11 protein-coding genes and 2 tRNA genes are annotated in these 14,954 nt (G+C 40.5%); 9 read left to right on the top strand and 4 right to left on the bottom strand.

Features of this window, described 5'->3' with window-relative positions:
• Positions 1–152: 152 nt before the first annotated feature.
• From pyrE to HMPREF1534_RS03380, 6 genes are all read left to right on the top strand, one after another.
• Positions 153–791: an orotate phosphoribosyltransferase gene (gene pyrE / locus HMPREF1534_RS03355; RefSeq protein WP_005943767.1), complete on the top strand. Its 639-nt coding sequence runs from the start codon at positions 153–155 to the stop codon at positions 789–791.
• Positions 792–883: 92 nt separating this feature from the next.
• Entirely contained in the window at positions 884–1,309 is a 426-nt protein-coding gene (locus tag HMPREF1534_RS03360; RefSeq protein ID WP_005943765.1) for an SRPBCC family protein, read from the top strand.
• 12 nt (positions 1,310–1,321) lie between these two features.
• Positions 1,322–2,662 carry an argininosuccinate lyase gene (gene argH, locus HMPREF1534_RS03365; protein WP_005943761.1) on the top strand — a complete coding sequence of 447 codons (1,341 nt, stop codon included), beginning with the start codon at positions 1,322–1,324 and terminating at the stop codon, positions 2,660–2,662.
• Between the two features lie 11 nt (positions 2,663–2,673).
• Positions 2,674–3,666 carry an aldo/keto reductase gene (locus HMPREF1534_RS03370; protein WP_005943758.1) on the top strand — a complete coding sequence of 331 codons (993 nt, stop codon included), beginning with the start codon at positions 2,674–2,676 and terminating at the stop codon, positions 3,664–3,666.
• Between the two features lie 70 nt (positions 3,667–3,736).
• Positions 3,737–3,809 (top strand) — tRNA-Gly (locus tag HMPREF1534_RS03375).
• Between the two features lie 16 nt (positions 3,810–3,825).
• Positions 3,826–3,910, top strand: a tRNA-Leu gene (locus HMPREF1534_RS03380).
• A gap of 367 nt (positions 3,911–4,277) precedes the next feature.
• On the opposite strand, the gene rhuM is transcribed toward HMPREF1534_RS03380, so the two are convergent.
• The 4 genes from rhuM to HMPREF1534_RS03390 all read right to left on the bottom strand — a co-directional run bounded on the left by rhuM (position 4,278) and on the right by HMPREF1534_RS03390 (position 8,419).
• Positions 4,278–5,219, bottom strand: a complete 942-nt coding sequence (gene rhuM, locus HMPREF1534_RS03385) for a virulence protein RhuM/Fic/DOC family protein (protein ID WP_005943755.1) — start codon at positions 5,217–5,219, stop codon at positions 4,278–4,280.
• Between the two features lies 1 nt (position 5,220).
• Complete coding sequence (locus HMPREF1534_RS21060) at positions 5,221–5,628, bottom strand: hypothetical protein (protein WP_229031854.1); 408 nt, start codon at positions 5,626–5,628, stop codon at positions 5,221–5,223.
• Positions 5,625–6,539 (bottom strand): hypothetical protein, encoded by a 915-nt coding sequence (locus HMPREF1534_RS0119245; RefSeq protein WP_005943749.1) that lies wholly within the window; start codon positions 6,537–6,539, stop codon positions 5,625–5,627. The genes HMPREF1534_RS21060 and HMPREF1534_RS0119245 overlap by 4 nt, the downstream gene beginning before the upstream one ends.
• 134 nt (positions 6,540–6,673) lie before the next feature.
• Entirely contained in the window at positions 6,674–8,419 is a 1,746-nt protein-coding gene (locus HMPREF1534_RS03390; RefSeq protein ID WP_005943747.1) for a VapE domain-containing protein, read from the bottom strand.
• A gap of 1,323 nt (positions 8,420–9,742) precedes the next feature.
• Here HMPREF1534_RS03390 and HMPREF1534_RS03395 point away from each other — a divergent pair.
• The 3 genes from HMPREF1534_RS03395 to HMPREF1534_RS03405 all read left to right on the top strand — a co-directional run bounded on the left by HMPREF1534_RS03395 (position 9,743) and on the right by HMPREF1534_RS03405 (position 14,953).
• Entirely contained in the window at positions 9,743–10,288 is a 546-nt protein-coding gene (locus HMPREF1534_RS03395) for an RNA polymerase sigma factor (RefSeq protein ID WP_005943742.1), read from the top strand.
• 117 nt (positions 10,289–10,405) lie between these two features.
• Entirely contained in the window at positions 10,406–11,368 is a 963-nt protein-coding gene (locus HMPREF1534_RS03400; RefSeq protein WP_005943739.1) for a FecR family protein, read from the top strand.
• Positions 11,369–11,512: 144 nt separating this feature from the next.
• Positions 11,513–14,953: a TonB-dependent receptor gene (locus tag HMPREF1534_RS03405; RefSeq protein WP_005943736.1), complete on the top strand. Its 3,441-nt coding sequence runs from the start codon at positions 11,513–11,515 to the stop codon at positions 14,951–14,953.
• Position 14,954: the final 1 nt, after the last annotated feature.

The raw sequence follows: 14,954 nt of genomic DNA, 5'->3' as shown, positions 1-14,954 counted from the left end.
TCGGTTGGCTATTGGAGCAAAGAAATGAAATCAGCCAATTAAAACCGCTACATCTCCTCCTTTTATTTTTTTGAAAAATACCTTGTTCCTTTTTTCTTTATCTCGATGTATTTCTATATTTTTGCAACATATTTATCAGATGTAGTTAAGTTATGAAGACTTTAGAAAAATTATTCGCAGAGAAATTACTGAAGATTAAGGCTATAAAATTGCAGCCGGCTAATCCTTTTACTTGGGCCTCCGGTTGGAAGTCGCCTTTCTATTGTGATAACCGCAAGACTCTTTCGTATCCTTCTCTTCGTAATTTTGTAAAACTTGAGATTAGCCGTATCGTGCTGGAGAAATTCGGCCAAGTAGATGCTATTGCCGGTGTTGCTACAGGGGCTATCCCTCAAGGAGCTTTGGTAGCAGATGAACTGAACCTTCCGTTTGTGTATGTTCGTTCTACCCCCAAAGACCATGGTTTGGAGAACCTGATTGAAGGTGAACTTCGTCCGGGTATGAAAGTCGTAGTTATCGAGGATCTTATTTCTACCGGTGGCAGCAGCTTGAAGGCTGTTGAGGCTATCCGTCGTGACGGTTGTGAAGTAATAGGTATGGTTGCAGCATTTACTTACGGATTCCCCGTTGCTATTGAAGCATTTAAGGAAGCAAAAGTAAATTTGGTGACTTTGACAAATTATGAAGCCGTTTTGGAAGCTGCATTGAAGACAGGATATATCAATGAAGAAGATGTTCCGGTTTTGGATGCATGGAGAAAAGACCCGGCTCATTGGGATGCAGGAAAGTAATTTATTATTTAAGATTAAAATATATTTAAGAGAGAACTGTTCGAAGAATTATTTCTTCGGACCGTTCTCTTTTTGTTTATAAATGTCGAGATATGGCTCAGTATGAAAGTAATGTGAAGCATGTTCCGTATAGTCAGGAGCGTGTATATGATAAGTTGTCCGATTTGAATAATTTGGCAGCGATACGTGAGAGAATGGATGAAATGCGTGAAAAAATTGGCGATAAGATTCAGGATATGACATTTGACCGTGACTCGCTGACACTTACCGTACAAGGAATGAATGTCACTTTGCGCATTATAGAACGTGAACCTTGCAAATGTATCAAGTTTGAAGGAGACAAATCTCCGATTCCTTTAAATCTGTGGATACAGATTTTACCGGTAAATGAAAATGAGGCTAAAATGAAAGTGACCATCCGCGCCGAAGTGAATATGTTTATGAAAGCAATGGTAGCGAAACCTTTGCAGGAAGGGGTGGAGAAGTTGGCTGATATGTTATCAATGATACCTTATTAATATAGAAAGAATATGGCTCAGAAACTATGGGAAAAGAGTGTCCGGGTAAATGATGAGATTGACCGTTTTACCGTAGGACGTGACCGTGAGATGGACCTTTATTTGGCAAAACATGATGTCTTGGGTTCTATGGCCCATATCACGATGCTGGAGAGTATCGGTTTGTTGACTGCCGGGGAGTTGCAGGCTCTGCTGGCCGAGATGAAGAATATTTATGTTTCTGCCGAAAAGGGTGAATTTGTTATAGAAGATGGCATAGAAGATGTACATTCGCAAGTGGAGCTGATGCTGACTCGCAAGTTGGGTGATGTGGGTAAGAAGATTCATAGCGGACGTTCGCGCAACGACCAGGTGCTGGTAGACTTGAAACTGTTCACTCGTACCCAACTCAAAGAGGTGGCCGAAGCGGTGGAACAATTGTTTCATGTACTGATTTCCCAAAGTAATAGATATAAAGATGTCTTGATGCCGGGATATACCCATTTGCAGATAGCAATGCCTTCTTCATTCGGTTTGTGGTTTGGAGCCTATGCCGAAAGTTTGGTGGATGATATGATGCTTTTGCAGGCAGCCTTTAAGATGTGCAACCGCAATCCGTTGGGCTCGGCAGCCGGATATGGTTCCTCTTTTCCTTTAAACAGAGAAATGACTACCCGTTTGCTGGGATTTGATTCGATGAATTATAATGTGGTCTATGCACAGATGGGGCGTGGCAAGATGGAGCGCAATGTGGCTTTTGCTCTTGCTTCTATTGCCGGAACAGTTTCCAAACTGGCTTTTGATGCCTGTATGTTTAGTAGTCAGAATTTCGGTTTTGTGAAGCTGCCCGATGAATGTACGACCGGTTCCAGTATCATGCCGCACAAAAAGAACCCGGATGTGTTTGAACTGACGCGTGCCAAATGTAATAAGATTCAAGCGCTTCCGCAACAGATTATGATGATTATGAATAATCTCCCTTCCGGCTATTTCCGTGATTTGCAGATTATCAAAGAAGTGTTCCTGCCCGCGTTCCAAGAGTTGAAGGACTGTTTGCAGATGACTACTTATATTATGGATAAAATAAAGGTGAACGAACATATCTTGGATGATGACCGTTACTTGTACATCTTTAGTGTGGAAGAGGTGAATCGTTTGGCTGCCGAAGGAATGCCGTTCCGCGATGCTTATAAGAAAGTGGGACTGGATATCGAAGCCGGTAAGTTCACCCACAACAAGCAAGTGCATCACACTCACGAAGGAAGCATCGGCAATCTATGTAACGACAAGATTATCCTGTTGATGGAAAAGGTGGTCGACGGATTTAACTTCTCTGCCATGGAACAGGCAGAAAAATCTCTGTTGGACAGATAAATAATAAAGACATGGAATATCAACCTTCAGTGGAACGCTATGACAGAATGCAGTATAAGAACTGTGGAAATAGTGGTCTGCTTTTGCCACGCATCTCGTTGGGATTGTGGCATAATTTTGGCAGTGTAGACGATTTCGGGATAGCTTCCGATATGATAAAGTATGCTTTTGACAATGGAGTTACTCATTTCGATTTGGCAAATAACTATGGTCCGGTTCCCGGTAGTGCGGAAACAAATTTTGGTAAGATTCTGAAAGAGAACTTTCGGGGCTATCGTGATGAGATGATAATCTCCTCTAAGGCAGGACATGAAATGTGGGCGGGACCTTACGGCGGCAACAGCTCACGCAAAAATCTGATGGCAAGTATAGAACAGAGTCTCCGTCGCACGGGTTTGGAATATTTTGATATCTTTTATAGTCACCGTTATGATGGGGTTACTCCGGTGGAAGAAACCGTTCAGGCATTGATTGATATGGTAAAGCAAGGAAAAACGCTGTATATCGGAATCTCAAAATATCCGCCTGAAAAGGCGAGGGTGGCTTATGAAATGATGAAGGCTGCCGGCACTCCTTGTTTGATAAGCCAGTATCGTTATAGTATGTTCGATCGGGCTGTCGAGGCAGAGTCTTTGGCATTGGCAGCACAATATGGATCCGGTTTCATTGCTTTCTCTCCGTTGGCGCAAGGGTTGTTGACAGACAAATATTTGCATGGTATTCCTGAAAATTCTCGTGCCGCTCGTGCCACCGGCTTCTTGAAAGCCGACCAAGTAACGGCTGATAAAGTGAGGAAAGCTGCCCGCCTGAATGAAATTGCTGTCCGTCGCGGGCAGACTTTGGCGGAAATGGCATTGGCATGGGTACTGAGAGATGAGCGTATGACTTCGGTTATTGTTGGTGCAAGTTCGGTCAAACAATTGAATGATAACCTTCATGCTTTGGAGAATTTGGCATTTTTAAATGACGAATTAGCAGAGATAGAAGGAATATTACGTTCTTAAATAAAAAAAACGGGTGCAAAATTTGGTAGATATTATAAAACTCCTTATCTTTGCACCCGTCAAACAAAACGCGGAAATAGCTCAGTTGGTAGAGCATAACCTTGCCAAGGTTAGGGTCGCGAGTTCGAGTCTCGTTTTCCGCTCTCTCTCGTCGAGGATGCTCGAATGGTGGAATCGGTAGACACGAGGGACTTAAAATCCCTTGGCCATTGCGGCTGTGCGGGTTCAAGTCCCGCTTCGAGTACAAGAGTAATCCTTTAATCGCCTGCAAATCAAAAAGTTGTAGGCGATTTTCTTTTTATTGCTGAAACTTTTTTCTTTGCTGAATAATAGCGGCTCAGCCGATTTTCCCGGTTGGCAAGCTTTCTTTTAAGCGTATAGCATAGCCGGCCTGAACATGAAGAATTTCACATCAGCCACTCCTCTTAACTGGTTTCGAAAAGCGGGGGATAGACAGATCATTTGTTTGATTACCGCCTGTGTATTATTTGCATGATAGGCAGATATAATTTTTATTTCCGTGTCAGACAATGATATGGCAAAATCAATGGCATATTGCCACATCTTTGTACAGATGATAAACAGATACAATGTACAGACAATATAAATTTTTAGATGCAGTTCATGATGATGCTGACCATCATCTCTTTTTCTTCCGTCCGTGATTCGGCAATCATAATGGTAAGTGCCACAAGGGTATGGTCGGCAATACGTTTGCTGCCGTCTTCATGATAGAGAATACCGTTCTTGTCAAGGAAATAGAGAAATACAGTAGCTGCAATACGCTTGTTTCCGTCACTGAAGCTATGATTTTTGGTGACGAAATAAAGAAGATTGGCCGCTTTTTCTTCAAGGGTAGGGTAAACATCCTTACCGCCGAAACTTTGGTAGATATTGCCGATGCTGCCTTTGAAGGAATCGTCTTTTTCATGTCCGAACAGGTCGGAATCTGCGCCAAAGCGCATTTGGTCTATCAGACCACGGCATTCTTTGTAACTTAGAACGTATGTTGCTTTACTTCCCTGCGGTCGTTTCATACATTGATGGTCGTAATCATCGAGCAGGGTAAGAGCGGTGTTGTAATTTTCAATCACACTAAGCACCTGTTTGGCATCAAGCTCGTTTTGGGTACGTTTCATGATGCGTATCACCTCTCCAAGCTGTTGCAGACGTTGGTCGTTGATGGCGTAGCCTTTGATGATATATTCCGTCAAGATAGAATTTGCCCATTTACGGAAAGCCACGCCTCTTTTAGATTTAACCCTGTAACCTACGGAAATAATCACATCGAGATTGTAATATTCTGTTTGTTTGGTTTGCGTTTTACCTTCCATAGCACCGTGCCGGGTGGTGGTCGCAAATTTTGCGACTACCACTTGCCCTTCCAGTTCTTCACGCATGGCATTGTTGATATGCTTACCAATGGTCTTTACATCCCTGTCGAACAGAACGGACATTTGTTGTCGGTTAAGCCATACTGTTTTTTCTTCGGTTGATACCGGAACTTCCAATATGGTTTCTGCATCTTTGAAAATAGCTATCTTGTTTTCCATATCATTTTTCTATTACATTCAGTTGTTTATATGCCGCACACATGAATATAAAGCGGTCTTTCAATATCAAGGATGAGTTGTGTTTTACTGCGCTACTACCTTCCTTGTGATGTCCGGAAACATACATATTGACTTGTACTTTAGTCAGCATATCCAAGTGAGTCTTACGACAAAGTTTGCTGCTTCCCATTGTGTAAAGGGCGTTATAAATATTATCGAAACTATCTTTATCAAAAATTTTCACTTCTCTATCTATTTGGTCAAGTAACTTTCTGATTTTTACATTATAGCCACTCTTACCGGTCACGTATTTTAGAATAGGGAAGTTAAACTGCCACTTTTTAATAATATCTAAAGCATATCGCATGATAGGTATTTCCACTTCGTCTTTATGCTCATTACTTTTCAATGTTTTCTGAGGCAGATAGCGTAAGTAAGGAATCCCCTCGGCACTGACAAAACTTTATCCATATTCAGTGAATTAAAATCATCAATATGGCTTCCGAAAGTGCATTGCAGAAGAAATGCTTCCTTGGCTTCCTGTAATAAATAGACAGGTGCATCGTAACTCTCTTTCATTACAACTTTTCTCCGGTTCTTATCTAGTTTTCTGAAAGCCGACACATCTATTTCATCACGGTCTTCCAATTCTGTATAGAATGCCTGCAATATTCTAAGTTTGATGGCAACAGTATTCTGTGCACGTTCTTTGGATGGAATACAACGCTCCTTGATTTCGCTATATAAAGCTGGGTATTTCTCAACATATTTATATTCTTCAAATAAGAAAAGCCGTAGTTTCATTAAGTCATCTGCCGAAAAACTCTTTGGAAGTACATTTAACTGGTTACGGATGGTCAAATATCGTTTCAACTCATTATATAATCCATTGTATTGAAGCATCCTCTTTTCTGCAAAAGTACCGTCTCTATATCCCTCCTTGATGAATCGGGTATATCTTTCCAATAGAGTTTCTTCTTTGGTTACGGCAATATAATTTTGGGGATGAAGATGCCTGCAGATTGTTTCTTCAAACAATGTAGCTGTAATGAGGCTTTTATCCATTTTAGCACAAAGTTCAATATAGGCGGTTTCAATGGCTGACATTTCTCGGTCTATCTTTTCTTTCAGTTCGTGATTGTAGATAGATACTTTAGGACGAAGTTCTCCAGCGTCTTCAAGCTTTGTTAAGTCTTTAATATCAGCCTTGGTTTCACTCTTGTGATATAAGTCCACCTCACGACCGTCTTTCAGGCGGAATCGCAATTTAATCATTCCCTCTGATTTGGTAGTCCTTCTGAATAGTGTTAATCCTTTCATTGATATTACCGTTTTTATCGTGGTGTAAATATACGGTTTTTGCACCACTGAATAACAATTCTGCATCATTTGTTTGCAATGCCTTGCAATAAATTATAATAATGTAATTATTTGAGCCTTTATATTATTTTTGTCTAGCATGCCACCACCCTATACACATTCCCCTTGGCGGTATGTACCCGCTCGCCCAGCTGTGGCAGGATGCGGCTCAGGCTGTAGGCGGTCATACCCCTCATGGCTGAAGGATGGGCAGACTTCATCCGCTCGAATAATTGGGTGGCGGAAAGGGTCAGCACTTCCTGCGGATGGTCCTCTTTCGTGGCAAAGCGGAAGCAAAGGCGGAACACCTCTTCTTCGGGTATGTGTTTGTAGAACAGGGCGTTGTGCTGCTGGATAGCCTGCTCTTCTTCCTTGTTGAACCAGCTGCGTTCACCGGACAGGAGTTCCGCTTTGAGCTGGGCGTACAGCTGTTCATGCTCCACAGGAGTGGTGCAGTCAATGGCGTGCTCCAAGCTGACACAGAGAAAGCGGCGTGAGCCGGTGCGGTCTACCAACAGGTCTTCCCGGTTGCTGGTGCCGATGAACGAGGCGATGCGGGGAAGTGCCGAAGCGCTGCGTTTGTAGGCCTTGCGGATGTTCAGTGCGGAGGCTTGCATCAGGTTCTTCAGCAGGGGCATTTTGGATGCACTGAGTTTGTCGAATTCATCCAGATTGATCAGCCCGCAGGCAGCTAACTTGGCTTCGGCGGATGCCGGGGAGCCGAGGTCGTAACTTTCTGTGTAATAGGCTTTCAGTGCATCGGGCATCAGCAGGCGGCAGAACGTACTTTTCCCCAGTCCTTGTCGGCTGCTCACCAGCAGGGGAGCCACGCTGTTGGCGCGGTTGATACTGTTAGCGCGGTTGGCGTTGTTGGTATCCGGATGGAACTGCATCCATTGGGCGGAGAGCCCCAGCATCCAGCGGTGGAAACCGTTCACCCATACCGGATTGTCGGACACCCGGCGGGCGAGTGTGGATACCCGGTCCTTTCCGTCCCATTCGGGGAGCTGCTCAAAGTAAGCGGTAAAGGGATGGTATTCGCTGATGCGGCGCGAGCGCACAAAGCGTTGGATGTCTCTGTCCCAGCAGTCTATGCCTGTTTCGATGGCCTCCATGCTGAGCGTGTTCATCCACCGTTCGTCCACCTTGGTGTAGCGCAGGTGGGTGTCGGGAATGTTGTTTGCCACGTCTGCTACTTCGGTTTCCTCGGTCAGTACGTTGAAGCGGAAACGGTAGCGGGAGGTGAGGAAAGCGGTCACTTCCTGCATCAGGGAGCATGATTTCGCTTTCTTGACTGCCTCTTTCGAGGGTACTAATCCGGCTTCCTTTTCAATGTTTTTCGAGAATACCGGCGCGGCTTCCTTTCGATTGCCTTCCGAAGATACCACCCCGACTTCCTTTTTAACATCTTTCGAGTGTATAGGATTTATAACCTTTCGAGCACCTCCCGATTGTGCGGCTTCTTTCTCCGTTTTTTCAATTAAGACTGTCGGGCATCCGGGAGCTTCGTTCCTGTTTTCCGATAAATTGCCCTTGCCGTTTTCAGCCGGAAGAACCTGTGACTTGCCCACTTCCTTCACTCCGTCTTCATCGGACACAATGTAATGGTAAACGCCCGCCAGCGCATTCCCGTCGGTACGCGGAGTCCAGTCCACCACCAGAGCCACCCGACCCTCGCGGATATCCACTGCCAGGTGCACACCGGGGATGGTCCGACAAAGCGGCATCAGTCCGTTGAGGGCGGATACGAAGTCACGGCGCGGCGTTCCGTCGGAGGGAACAGGAGCTGACAGGAATTTGCTTCCGAAGAAGACTGTTTTGAGGGTGGCGAATACATTCATGAGGCACTTTTTTTAGATTTGACGAACTACAAATATACAACATGAAAAAGCGTTTGTCAAGGGGGGGAGACAAATTAATCAAACCCGGGTACAGGATATGACGGAGCCTGACACAATGACATATATACGTGCAGGCTCATGCGTACGTACGTGTAGCTCGATACGTATATACGTGTGGCCTGATGCCACCGTATGTGTAGTCCGATGCGTACGTACACACTTTACAAACAGGGGGATGTGTCAAAATGTGGACAATGCTGTCTTTTGGTTCCTAGGGGCAGGGTTCGCCTGCCCGAAGACACAAAGCAAACTGTTTTCGGGCGAGCGGACCTCGCCCCTACAGCTGACGATGGGATAGGTCGGTTTAGTTTTGGCACACTCCCATGCTGCAAAAAGACCTTGATGTTTTCCAAAAAGATGGTGATGTTTCTTAAAAACATCACCATCTTTTTTAAAAAGCTCGGCATGTTTTTTATGTAAGGGAAGATGGAATCACCCTCACTAAGCCGGTCATTCCTTTTTTTTCGTTCATCCTTACAGCTTAACCAAAACACATTATCAATCAATCGGTTAACAATGACAGAACATCCCCTCATTCCCCTTTCAGTCATGCTTTCCAAGCTACTTTTAAACCAGCCTTCAGCATTTGTCCCGCCAGAAGAAGTTTTACAGATGAAAGGAGGCTGAAAAGATGATACGACATGTCCATTCACTACCGGAGCTCCCACAGGCAGGACATTTCAACGGTAGATGAAAGGAGGAAGGAAGAAACAATACAATTATTGGTAGATGTCGTGATTCGGGTAAGCATCTCTGCGATTCTATATTGTTGTCCTTCTTTAGTTCTTCTATCTTTGCAATATATAAAAACGAAACATTATGTCTTTAAAAAAGCACAGATTTAGGACCACTTGGGACTGTTAGTAGACTACCATTGTTCTATAGCTAATGTTTGCTGCGAGCAGCATGTCACTTTCGGGGATATGAGTTCTTGCATGTTCAAGCAGGGCTATAGCGTCAAACAAGCCAGGGAGAATGTGGTCCGTGATTGTTACGAAGAGACATAGTTGGGACTTTTTTAAAGAAGCTCTAGTTATATAATTTTCTTCATTAGAATAGAAAAAAAGAGGTGATGAAAGCTATGTATGATAAGCTCAAGTCTCTGAGGTGGTATATAATTTATAATTGGTCTGTTAAAGCTGCATTTGAATGGTTTCTAATGGGAGATGGAGAATGAAAGAATAGTAGATGTTAAAAAAATAATAGCATATTAGATTCTTTTCTTAACTATTAAGTAATATATTTGCGTATAATTAATAACAAATGACTGAAAAAGAGCTAATCATATTATTGAAAGAAGGAGACGAAAAAGCCTTTACTACTTTGTATAGAAGGTATTGGTCAAAGGTTTATAATTTTTCTCGCTTATACTTATCTTCTATTTTGGAGATTGAAGAGGTTGTGCAAGAGGTATTTGTTAAGGTTTGGGAGAGTCGCTCCTTGTTGCGTGAGGATGATAACTTTAAAGGATTCCTTTTTGTTATTACCCGTAATTTAGTTTTTAATCAATTTCGTAGGAGCTTTAATGAAAATGCGTATAAACTGACTGTATTAAGTAGTATTATGCCTTATTATAATCTTGAAGAAGAGCTGACTGCGGCAGATTTACAGGAATTTATAGAAAAAATGGTCAAAGAGCTTCCTCCGCGCCAACAGGAAGTATTCAATCTGAGCCGAAATGCTCATTTAACTTATAAGGAAATATCTATTCGCTTGAATATCAGTGAAAAAACTGTAGAGAGACATATTAATGAAGCTCTGAAGTTCTTGAAGAAGAATATAATGTTTTATCTTATTTTTATCTTTTAAATTATTTCATTTCTGATTTTCTCAAAAAAAAAGTGCTTTTGGCTGGGGGTACTTTATTAGTTATGCGTATTTATATTAAATGCGTATAAAATTATCTGTGCAAAAACAAAATGTAAAATGGACAAAAATAGGGATGATATAATAAGGAAGCTGTTTGAACGTTCTTTGGAACCTAAAGAAAGAGGGGAGTTGAATAATTATGAATTTATTAATGATGCTCTTCGCAAACAATGGGAAGAGGCACCTGCCATTGTTGATTCGGTAAGAGAAGAACGTATTTTGCATAGTGTATTGAAGAATGTTAAAAGAAAGACTAATTATTTCACTTACTCTTTCTATCGATATGGAATAGCTGTATCAGTAGCTATATGTATGTTGCTTTCGGCGTTATTATTTGTGGAGAGCGGCCGTCAGGAAGTGATTTATGTTGTGAATACTGGATATCAATCAATGGACTCAGTGAAATTAGCGGATGGTACAAAGGTGATGTTGGGTGCAGGTAGTAAGCTTACCTATCCTCAAAAATTTTCAGGATCTAATAGAGAGGTTAAATTGTCTGGACAAGCGTTTTTTAATGTGAGTCCAGATAAATCTCATCCGTTTATTGTGAAAACTAAAAAGATGGATGTAACGGTCATGGGAACCTCTTTTGAAATATTTAGTTACGATAACGATAAAGAGGTAGAGGCTGTTTTGTTGACAGGGAAAGTGAAAGTAGCGATTTCAGATAATAAAAAGTTGGAAGGCAAAATATATACTTTAGCTCCAAATGAAAAGTTGACTTATAGTGAAGAAAAGGGAGTGAATCTTACAAATATTGATGCAGATGCTTATTCCGGTTGGCGAAAGGGGAAGAGAATGAGTTTTAAGAATGAAACTTTGCAGATGATATTGAATAGATTAGAAAAGTGGTATGGGCAAAGGATAGAGTGTGATCCTCAATTAGCAGAATATTATCGTTTCACTTTTACTGTACATAGCGAACCGTTAGCTCTAATATTAAATTACATATCACATAGTGCTCCATTGACTTATAAAATGGTTGGCAATAATCATTATCTAATAGAACTAAAGCACTAAGACTGTTTGAACTTTAAAAATTGAAGCTTATGAGAAATACAAGACTATGATAAATATTTTTCTATAGAATTATTTGAGAAGGTTTATATTTCCACAAAAATGGAATTACTGTTAATTTTTTAATCTAATAAACAATTCAAATTTATGAAAAAAAGTAATCTGCGGTTGTTTTATCCGCAAAAAGTAAAACGACACCTTTTTTGTGCCTTAATGGCTTGTGCTACTTGTTCAATACCGGCAAATGCTTTTACTCAGGCCACTTTTATCTCGCTAAGTAAGTCGAATGTTTCCATGCACTCTGTGATGGAGGAAATAGAAAAACTTAGTGATTATACGTTTTTTTATAATGATAACCAAATCAAATTGGACAAAAAGATTTCTGTGAATGCCAAGAATGCTTCTATTGAACAAGTATTAAATCAGATGTTTAAAGATTCTGGTTATACTTATAAAATAGTAAATAACCAAATTCTTATTTCAACAGTAAAAGCTGTAAATGTAATAGAACATCAACAGCAGAAGAGCAGGACTATAACTGGTTGTGTAAAAGATGTGAATGGTGAACCTATTATTGGTGCTTCTGTTGTTGAAAAAGGGGTTGCTACAAATGGAACAGTTACAGATTTTGAAGGTAATTACACACTGACGATTTCTAGTGATGAGTTGCAAATTAGCTATATAGGTTATTTACCCCAAGTAGTAAAAGTTCACTCGGGTACTTCTTTTTATAATGTAACTTTAAAAGAAGATACGAAAACATTGGATGAAGTCGTAGTTATCGGCTATGGTACTCAAAAGAAGGTGAATTTAACAGGTTCTGTTGCTTCTGTTAGCTCAAGTGAAATTAAAGACCGGGTTCAAACTAATGTGCTTTCAGCTGTTCAAGGTACAGTACCTGGAGTGACTGTAATTTCTCGTCCGGGGTCTACTCCATCTATCAACTTTCGTGGACGTGGTAATTTAGGAACTTCAGAACCTCTTTATGTGATTGATGGTGCTATTGCAGATGCTGCGTTTTTTCAAAGTCTTAATCCGAACTCTATAGAAAGTATCTCCTTTTTGAAGGATGCTTCGTCTTCTGCTATTTATGGTTCTCGTGCAGCTTATGGTGTTGTTTTGGTAACTACCAAAAATGGTGAAAAGGGAAAAATGAATGTTTCATATAGTGGTTTGGTGGGTATGAAAACTCCTACTTATTTACCTAAAACTGTAGATTCATGGGAGTATGCTTCTATGTTGAATGAAGGTATGTATAACCGTAATGCGGCAAATGGTAAATATCAGGCATATTCACAAGAAGAAATTGATAAATTTAGAAATGGAACAGATCTTGACTATTACCCTAACACAAATTGGGCTGATTTGGTGTTGGATAAACATGTATTGACTACTCAACATTCTGTAAGTTTCAGTGGAGGAAGTGATAAAGTACGCTATTTTATGAATTTAGGGTATATGTATGATGATAAGCCTAATTTTATGTCAGGGCAGGACAAAACTCGTTATACATTGGATACTAATATAGCATCGGATATTACTAAATGGTTTACTGTTAAAGGTAGTATTAAATACATACGTAATGTGTCTGATACAGAACATGGACAACCTTGGATGGGAAACTTTTTATTGGTTCCATCTATTATGGTGGCTCAACAGTCAAATGGAGAATGGGGAAGTATTGCCGGTGGTAAACAGGCTACCCAATCTTTTATCACAGGCAATCCTCTTCGTGCTTTAAGTAATAAAAATTGGAGTAAATCCAAAACTGAAGAAACAATGTATGATTTAGGTTTTGATATAAAACCGGTTAAAGGATTGGTTATTAGTGGTCAAGGGGTATTCCGCGGACAAGAGTATAAAGGTAAGTCTTACACGGCTTTGCAAGATGAAGTGAAGACTTTCGAGACTGGTACACCTATTGGTGGTACTGGTACTTATACAAACTCTATGAGTATGAATTGGAGTAGTGTAACACGTATGTTGTATACTGGAACTATCAAATATGATTGGTCTAATTCTATACATAACATTACTGCATTAGCCGGTACTTCTTATGAGCACTATAAATATGAAGCATTGAGCGCAGGACGTAAAAACTTTCCATCTGATGCTTTGGAGGATTTGAACGGTGGTTCTAATGCTGGAAAAGATCTTTCCAATGGTGGTGGAATGACTGAATACAAAATTCTTTCGTACTTTGGTCGTATCAATTATTCATTAATGGATCGTTATTTATTAGAAGCTAATATTCGTGCAGATGCCTCTTCACGTTTTTATAAAGATAACCGTTGGGGATATTTTCCTTCATTCTCTGCCGGTTGGCGTATTAGCCAAGAAGAGTTTATGAAAAATATCTCTTGGATTAATAATTTGAAGATTAGAGCATCGTGGGGTACATTGGGTAATATTAATAATGTAGGGAATTATGATTATTTCCAAAATTATAATTTAGGTTCTGATTACAACTTCAATGATGAGGCTGTAAAAGGTATTCTAGAGTCTAAACCAGCCAATTTAGGCTTGGGCTGGGAAACGGTTGCTTTGACAGATTTTGGTGTGGATATTGATTTGTTTGATAATAAATTAAGCATTGTTGCCGATTATTATATTAAAAATACCAGTGATATTTTGTTGGGCTATAATGTGCCAGTAGAAACTGGTATTTGGAGCGCACCGTCTCAAAATATCGGAAAAGTGAAAAACACAGGTTTTGAGATGGCTCTTACATACAGAGGTAATGTCGGTGATTTGAAATATACAGTAACAGGTAACATTGCAACTAATAAAAATAAAGTTGTGGACTTAGCCGGTTCAGATGATATCATTAGTAATGGCGGGGATAAAATTCGTTTTATATTAAGAGAAGGTGAACCTATCGGTTCATTCTATGGATATAAGACTGATGGACTTTATACACAAGAAGAAATTGATGCAGGACGCTTCTATACTTTTGGTCGTATTCCTAATGCCGGTGATATCAAATACGTTCCTCAACGTGAGGATGTGAAGTATTATGGTGACTTGGAAGCGAATGAAGATAAATCTCATGCAGCTATTTCTGGTGAGGATCGTACAATCATTGGTAAGGATGTTCCTGATTTTACTTATGGAGTTAATTTGAATCTACAATGGAAAAATTTTGAATTATCTGTATTTGGTCAAGGTGTAAGTGGTACAATGACCGCTTTTGAATCAGAGCAAATATCTGCCTTTATGTTGAATGCTAATCCTCGTGAATTTCACCGGGGGCGTTGGACACAAGAAAATCCTAATCCGCGTGCCATCTATCCTCGTATTTATGGAGGACATAGTTTAGATGATTATAATCAGTATTTCTCTGATTATCAGTTGTTTGATTCGGATTATTTCCGTATTAAGAGCATCTCTTTAGGATATATGGTTCCTATAAATGTAGTGAAGAGTTGGGGATTGAGTAGTTTGAAGCTTTTTGTAACAGGGGAAAACTTATTTACATTACGTGCTGACGATAAAATGAAAGATTTTGATCCTGAGTCACCTTCAGGACGTGGCTTGAGCTATTTAGGTAGTAAATCTGTGGCGTTTGGTGTGAATGTTTCATTTTAAT

Source organism: Phocaeicola massiliensis B84634 = Timone 84634 = DSM 17679 = JCM 13223, assembly GCF_000382445.1.
Lineage (GTDB): Bacteria > Bacteroidota > Bacteroidia > Bacteroidales > Bacteroidaceae > Phocaeicola > Phocaeicola massiliensis.
The sequence above is the reverse complement of the archived record's forward strand: the minus strand, read 5'-3'. Positions and strand labels throughout refer to the sequence as shown.

What these genes read in the sequence shown, in the direction of transcription:
- HMPREF1534_RS0119245 (WP_005943749.1), bottom strand. Translation starts at nt 6,539, where the DNA reads ATGAAAGGATTAACACTATTCAGAAGGACTACCAAATCAGAGGGAATG.
- HMPREF1534_RS03390 (WP_005943747.1), bottom strand. Translation starts at nt 8,419, where the DNA reads ATGAATGTATTCGCCACCCTCAAAACAGTCTTCTTCGGAAGCAAATTC.
- rhuM (WP_005943755.1), bottom strand. Translation starts at nt 5,219, where the DNA reads ATGGAAAACAAGATAGCTATTTTCAAAGATGCAGAAACCATATTGGAA.
- HMPREF1534_RS03360 (WP_005943765.1), top strand. Translation starts at nt 884, where the DNA reads ATGGCTCAGTATGAAAGTAATGTGAAGCATGTTCCGTATAGTCAGGAG.
- HMPREF1534_RS03395 (WP_005943742.1), top strand. Translation starts at nt 9,743, where the DNA reads ATGACTGAAAAAGAGCTAATCATATTATTGAAAGAAGGAGACGAAAAA.
- HMPREF1534_RS03405 (WP_005943736.1), top strand. Translation starts at nt 11,513, where the DNA reads ATGAAAAAAAGTAATCTGCGGTTGTTTTATCCGCAAAAAGTAAAACGA.
- HMPREF1534_RS03370 (WP_005943758.1), top strand. Translation starts at nt 2,674, where the DNA reads ATGGAATATCAACCTTCAGTGGAACGCTATGACAGAATGCAGTATAAG.
- argH (WP_005943761.1), top strand. Translation starts at nt 1,322, where the DNA reads ATGGCTCAGAAACTATGGGAAAAGAGTGTCCGGGTAAATGATGAGATT.
- pyrE (WP_005943767.1), top strand. Translation starts at nt 153, where the DNA reads ATGAAGACTTTAGAAAAATTATTCGCAGAGAAATTACTGAAGATTAAG.
- HMPREF1534_RS03400 (WP_005943739.1), top strand. Translation starts at nt 10,406, where the DNA reads ATGGACAAAAATAGGGATGATATAATAAGGAAGCTGTTTGAACGTTCT.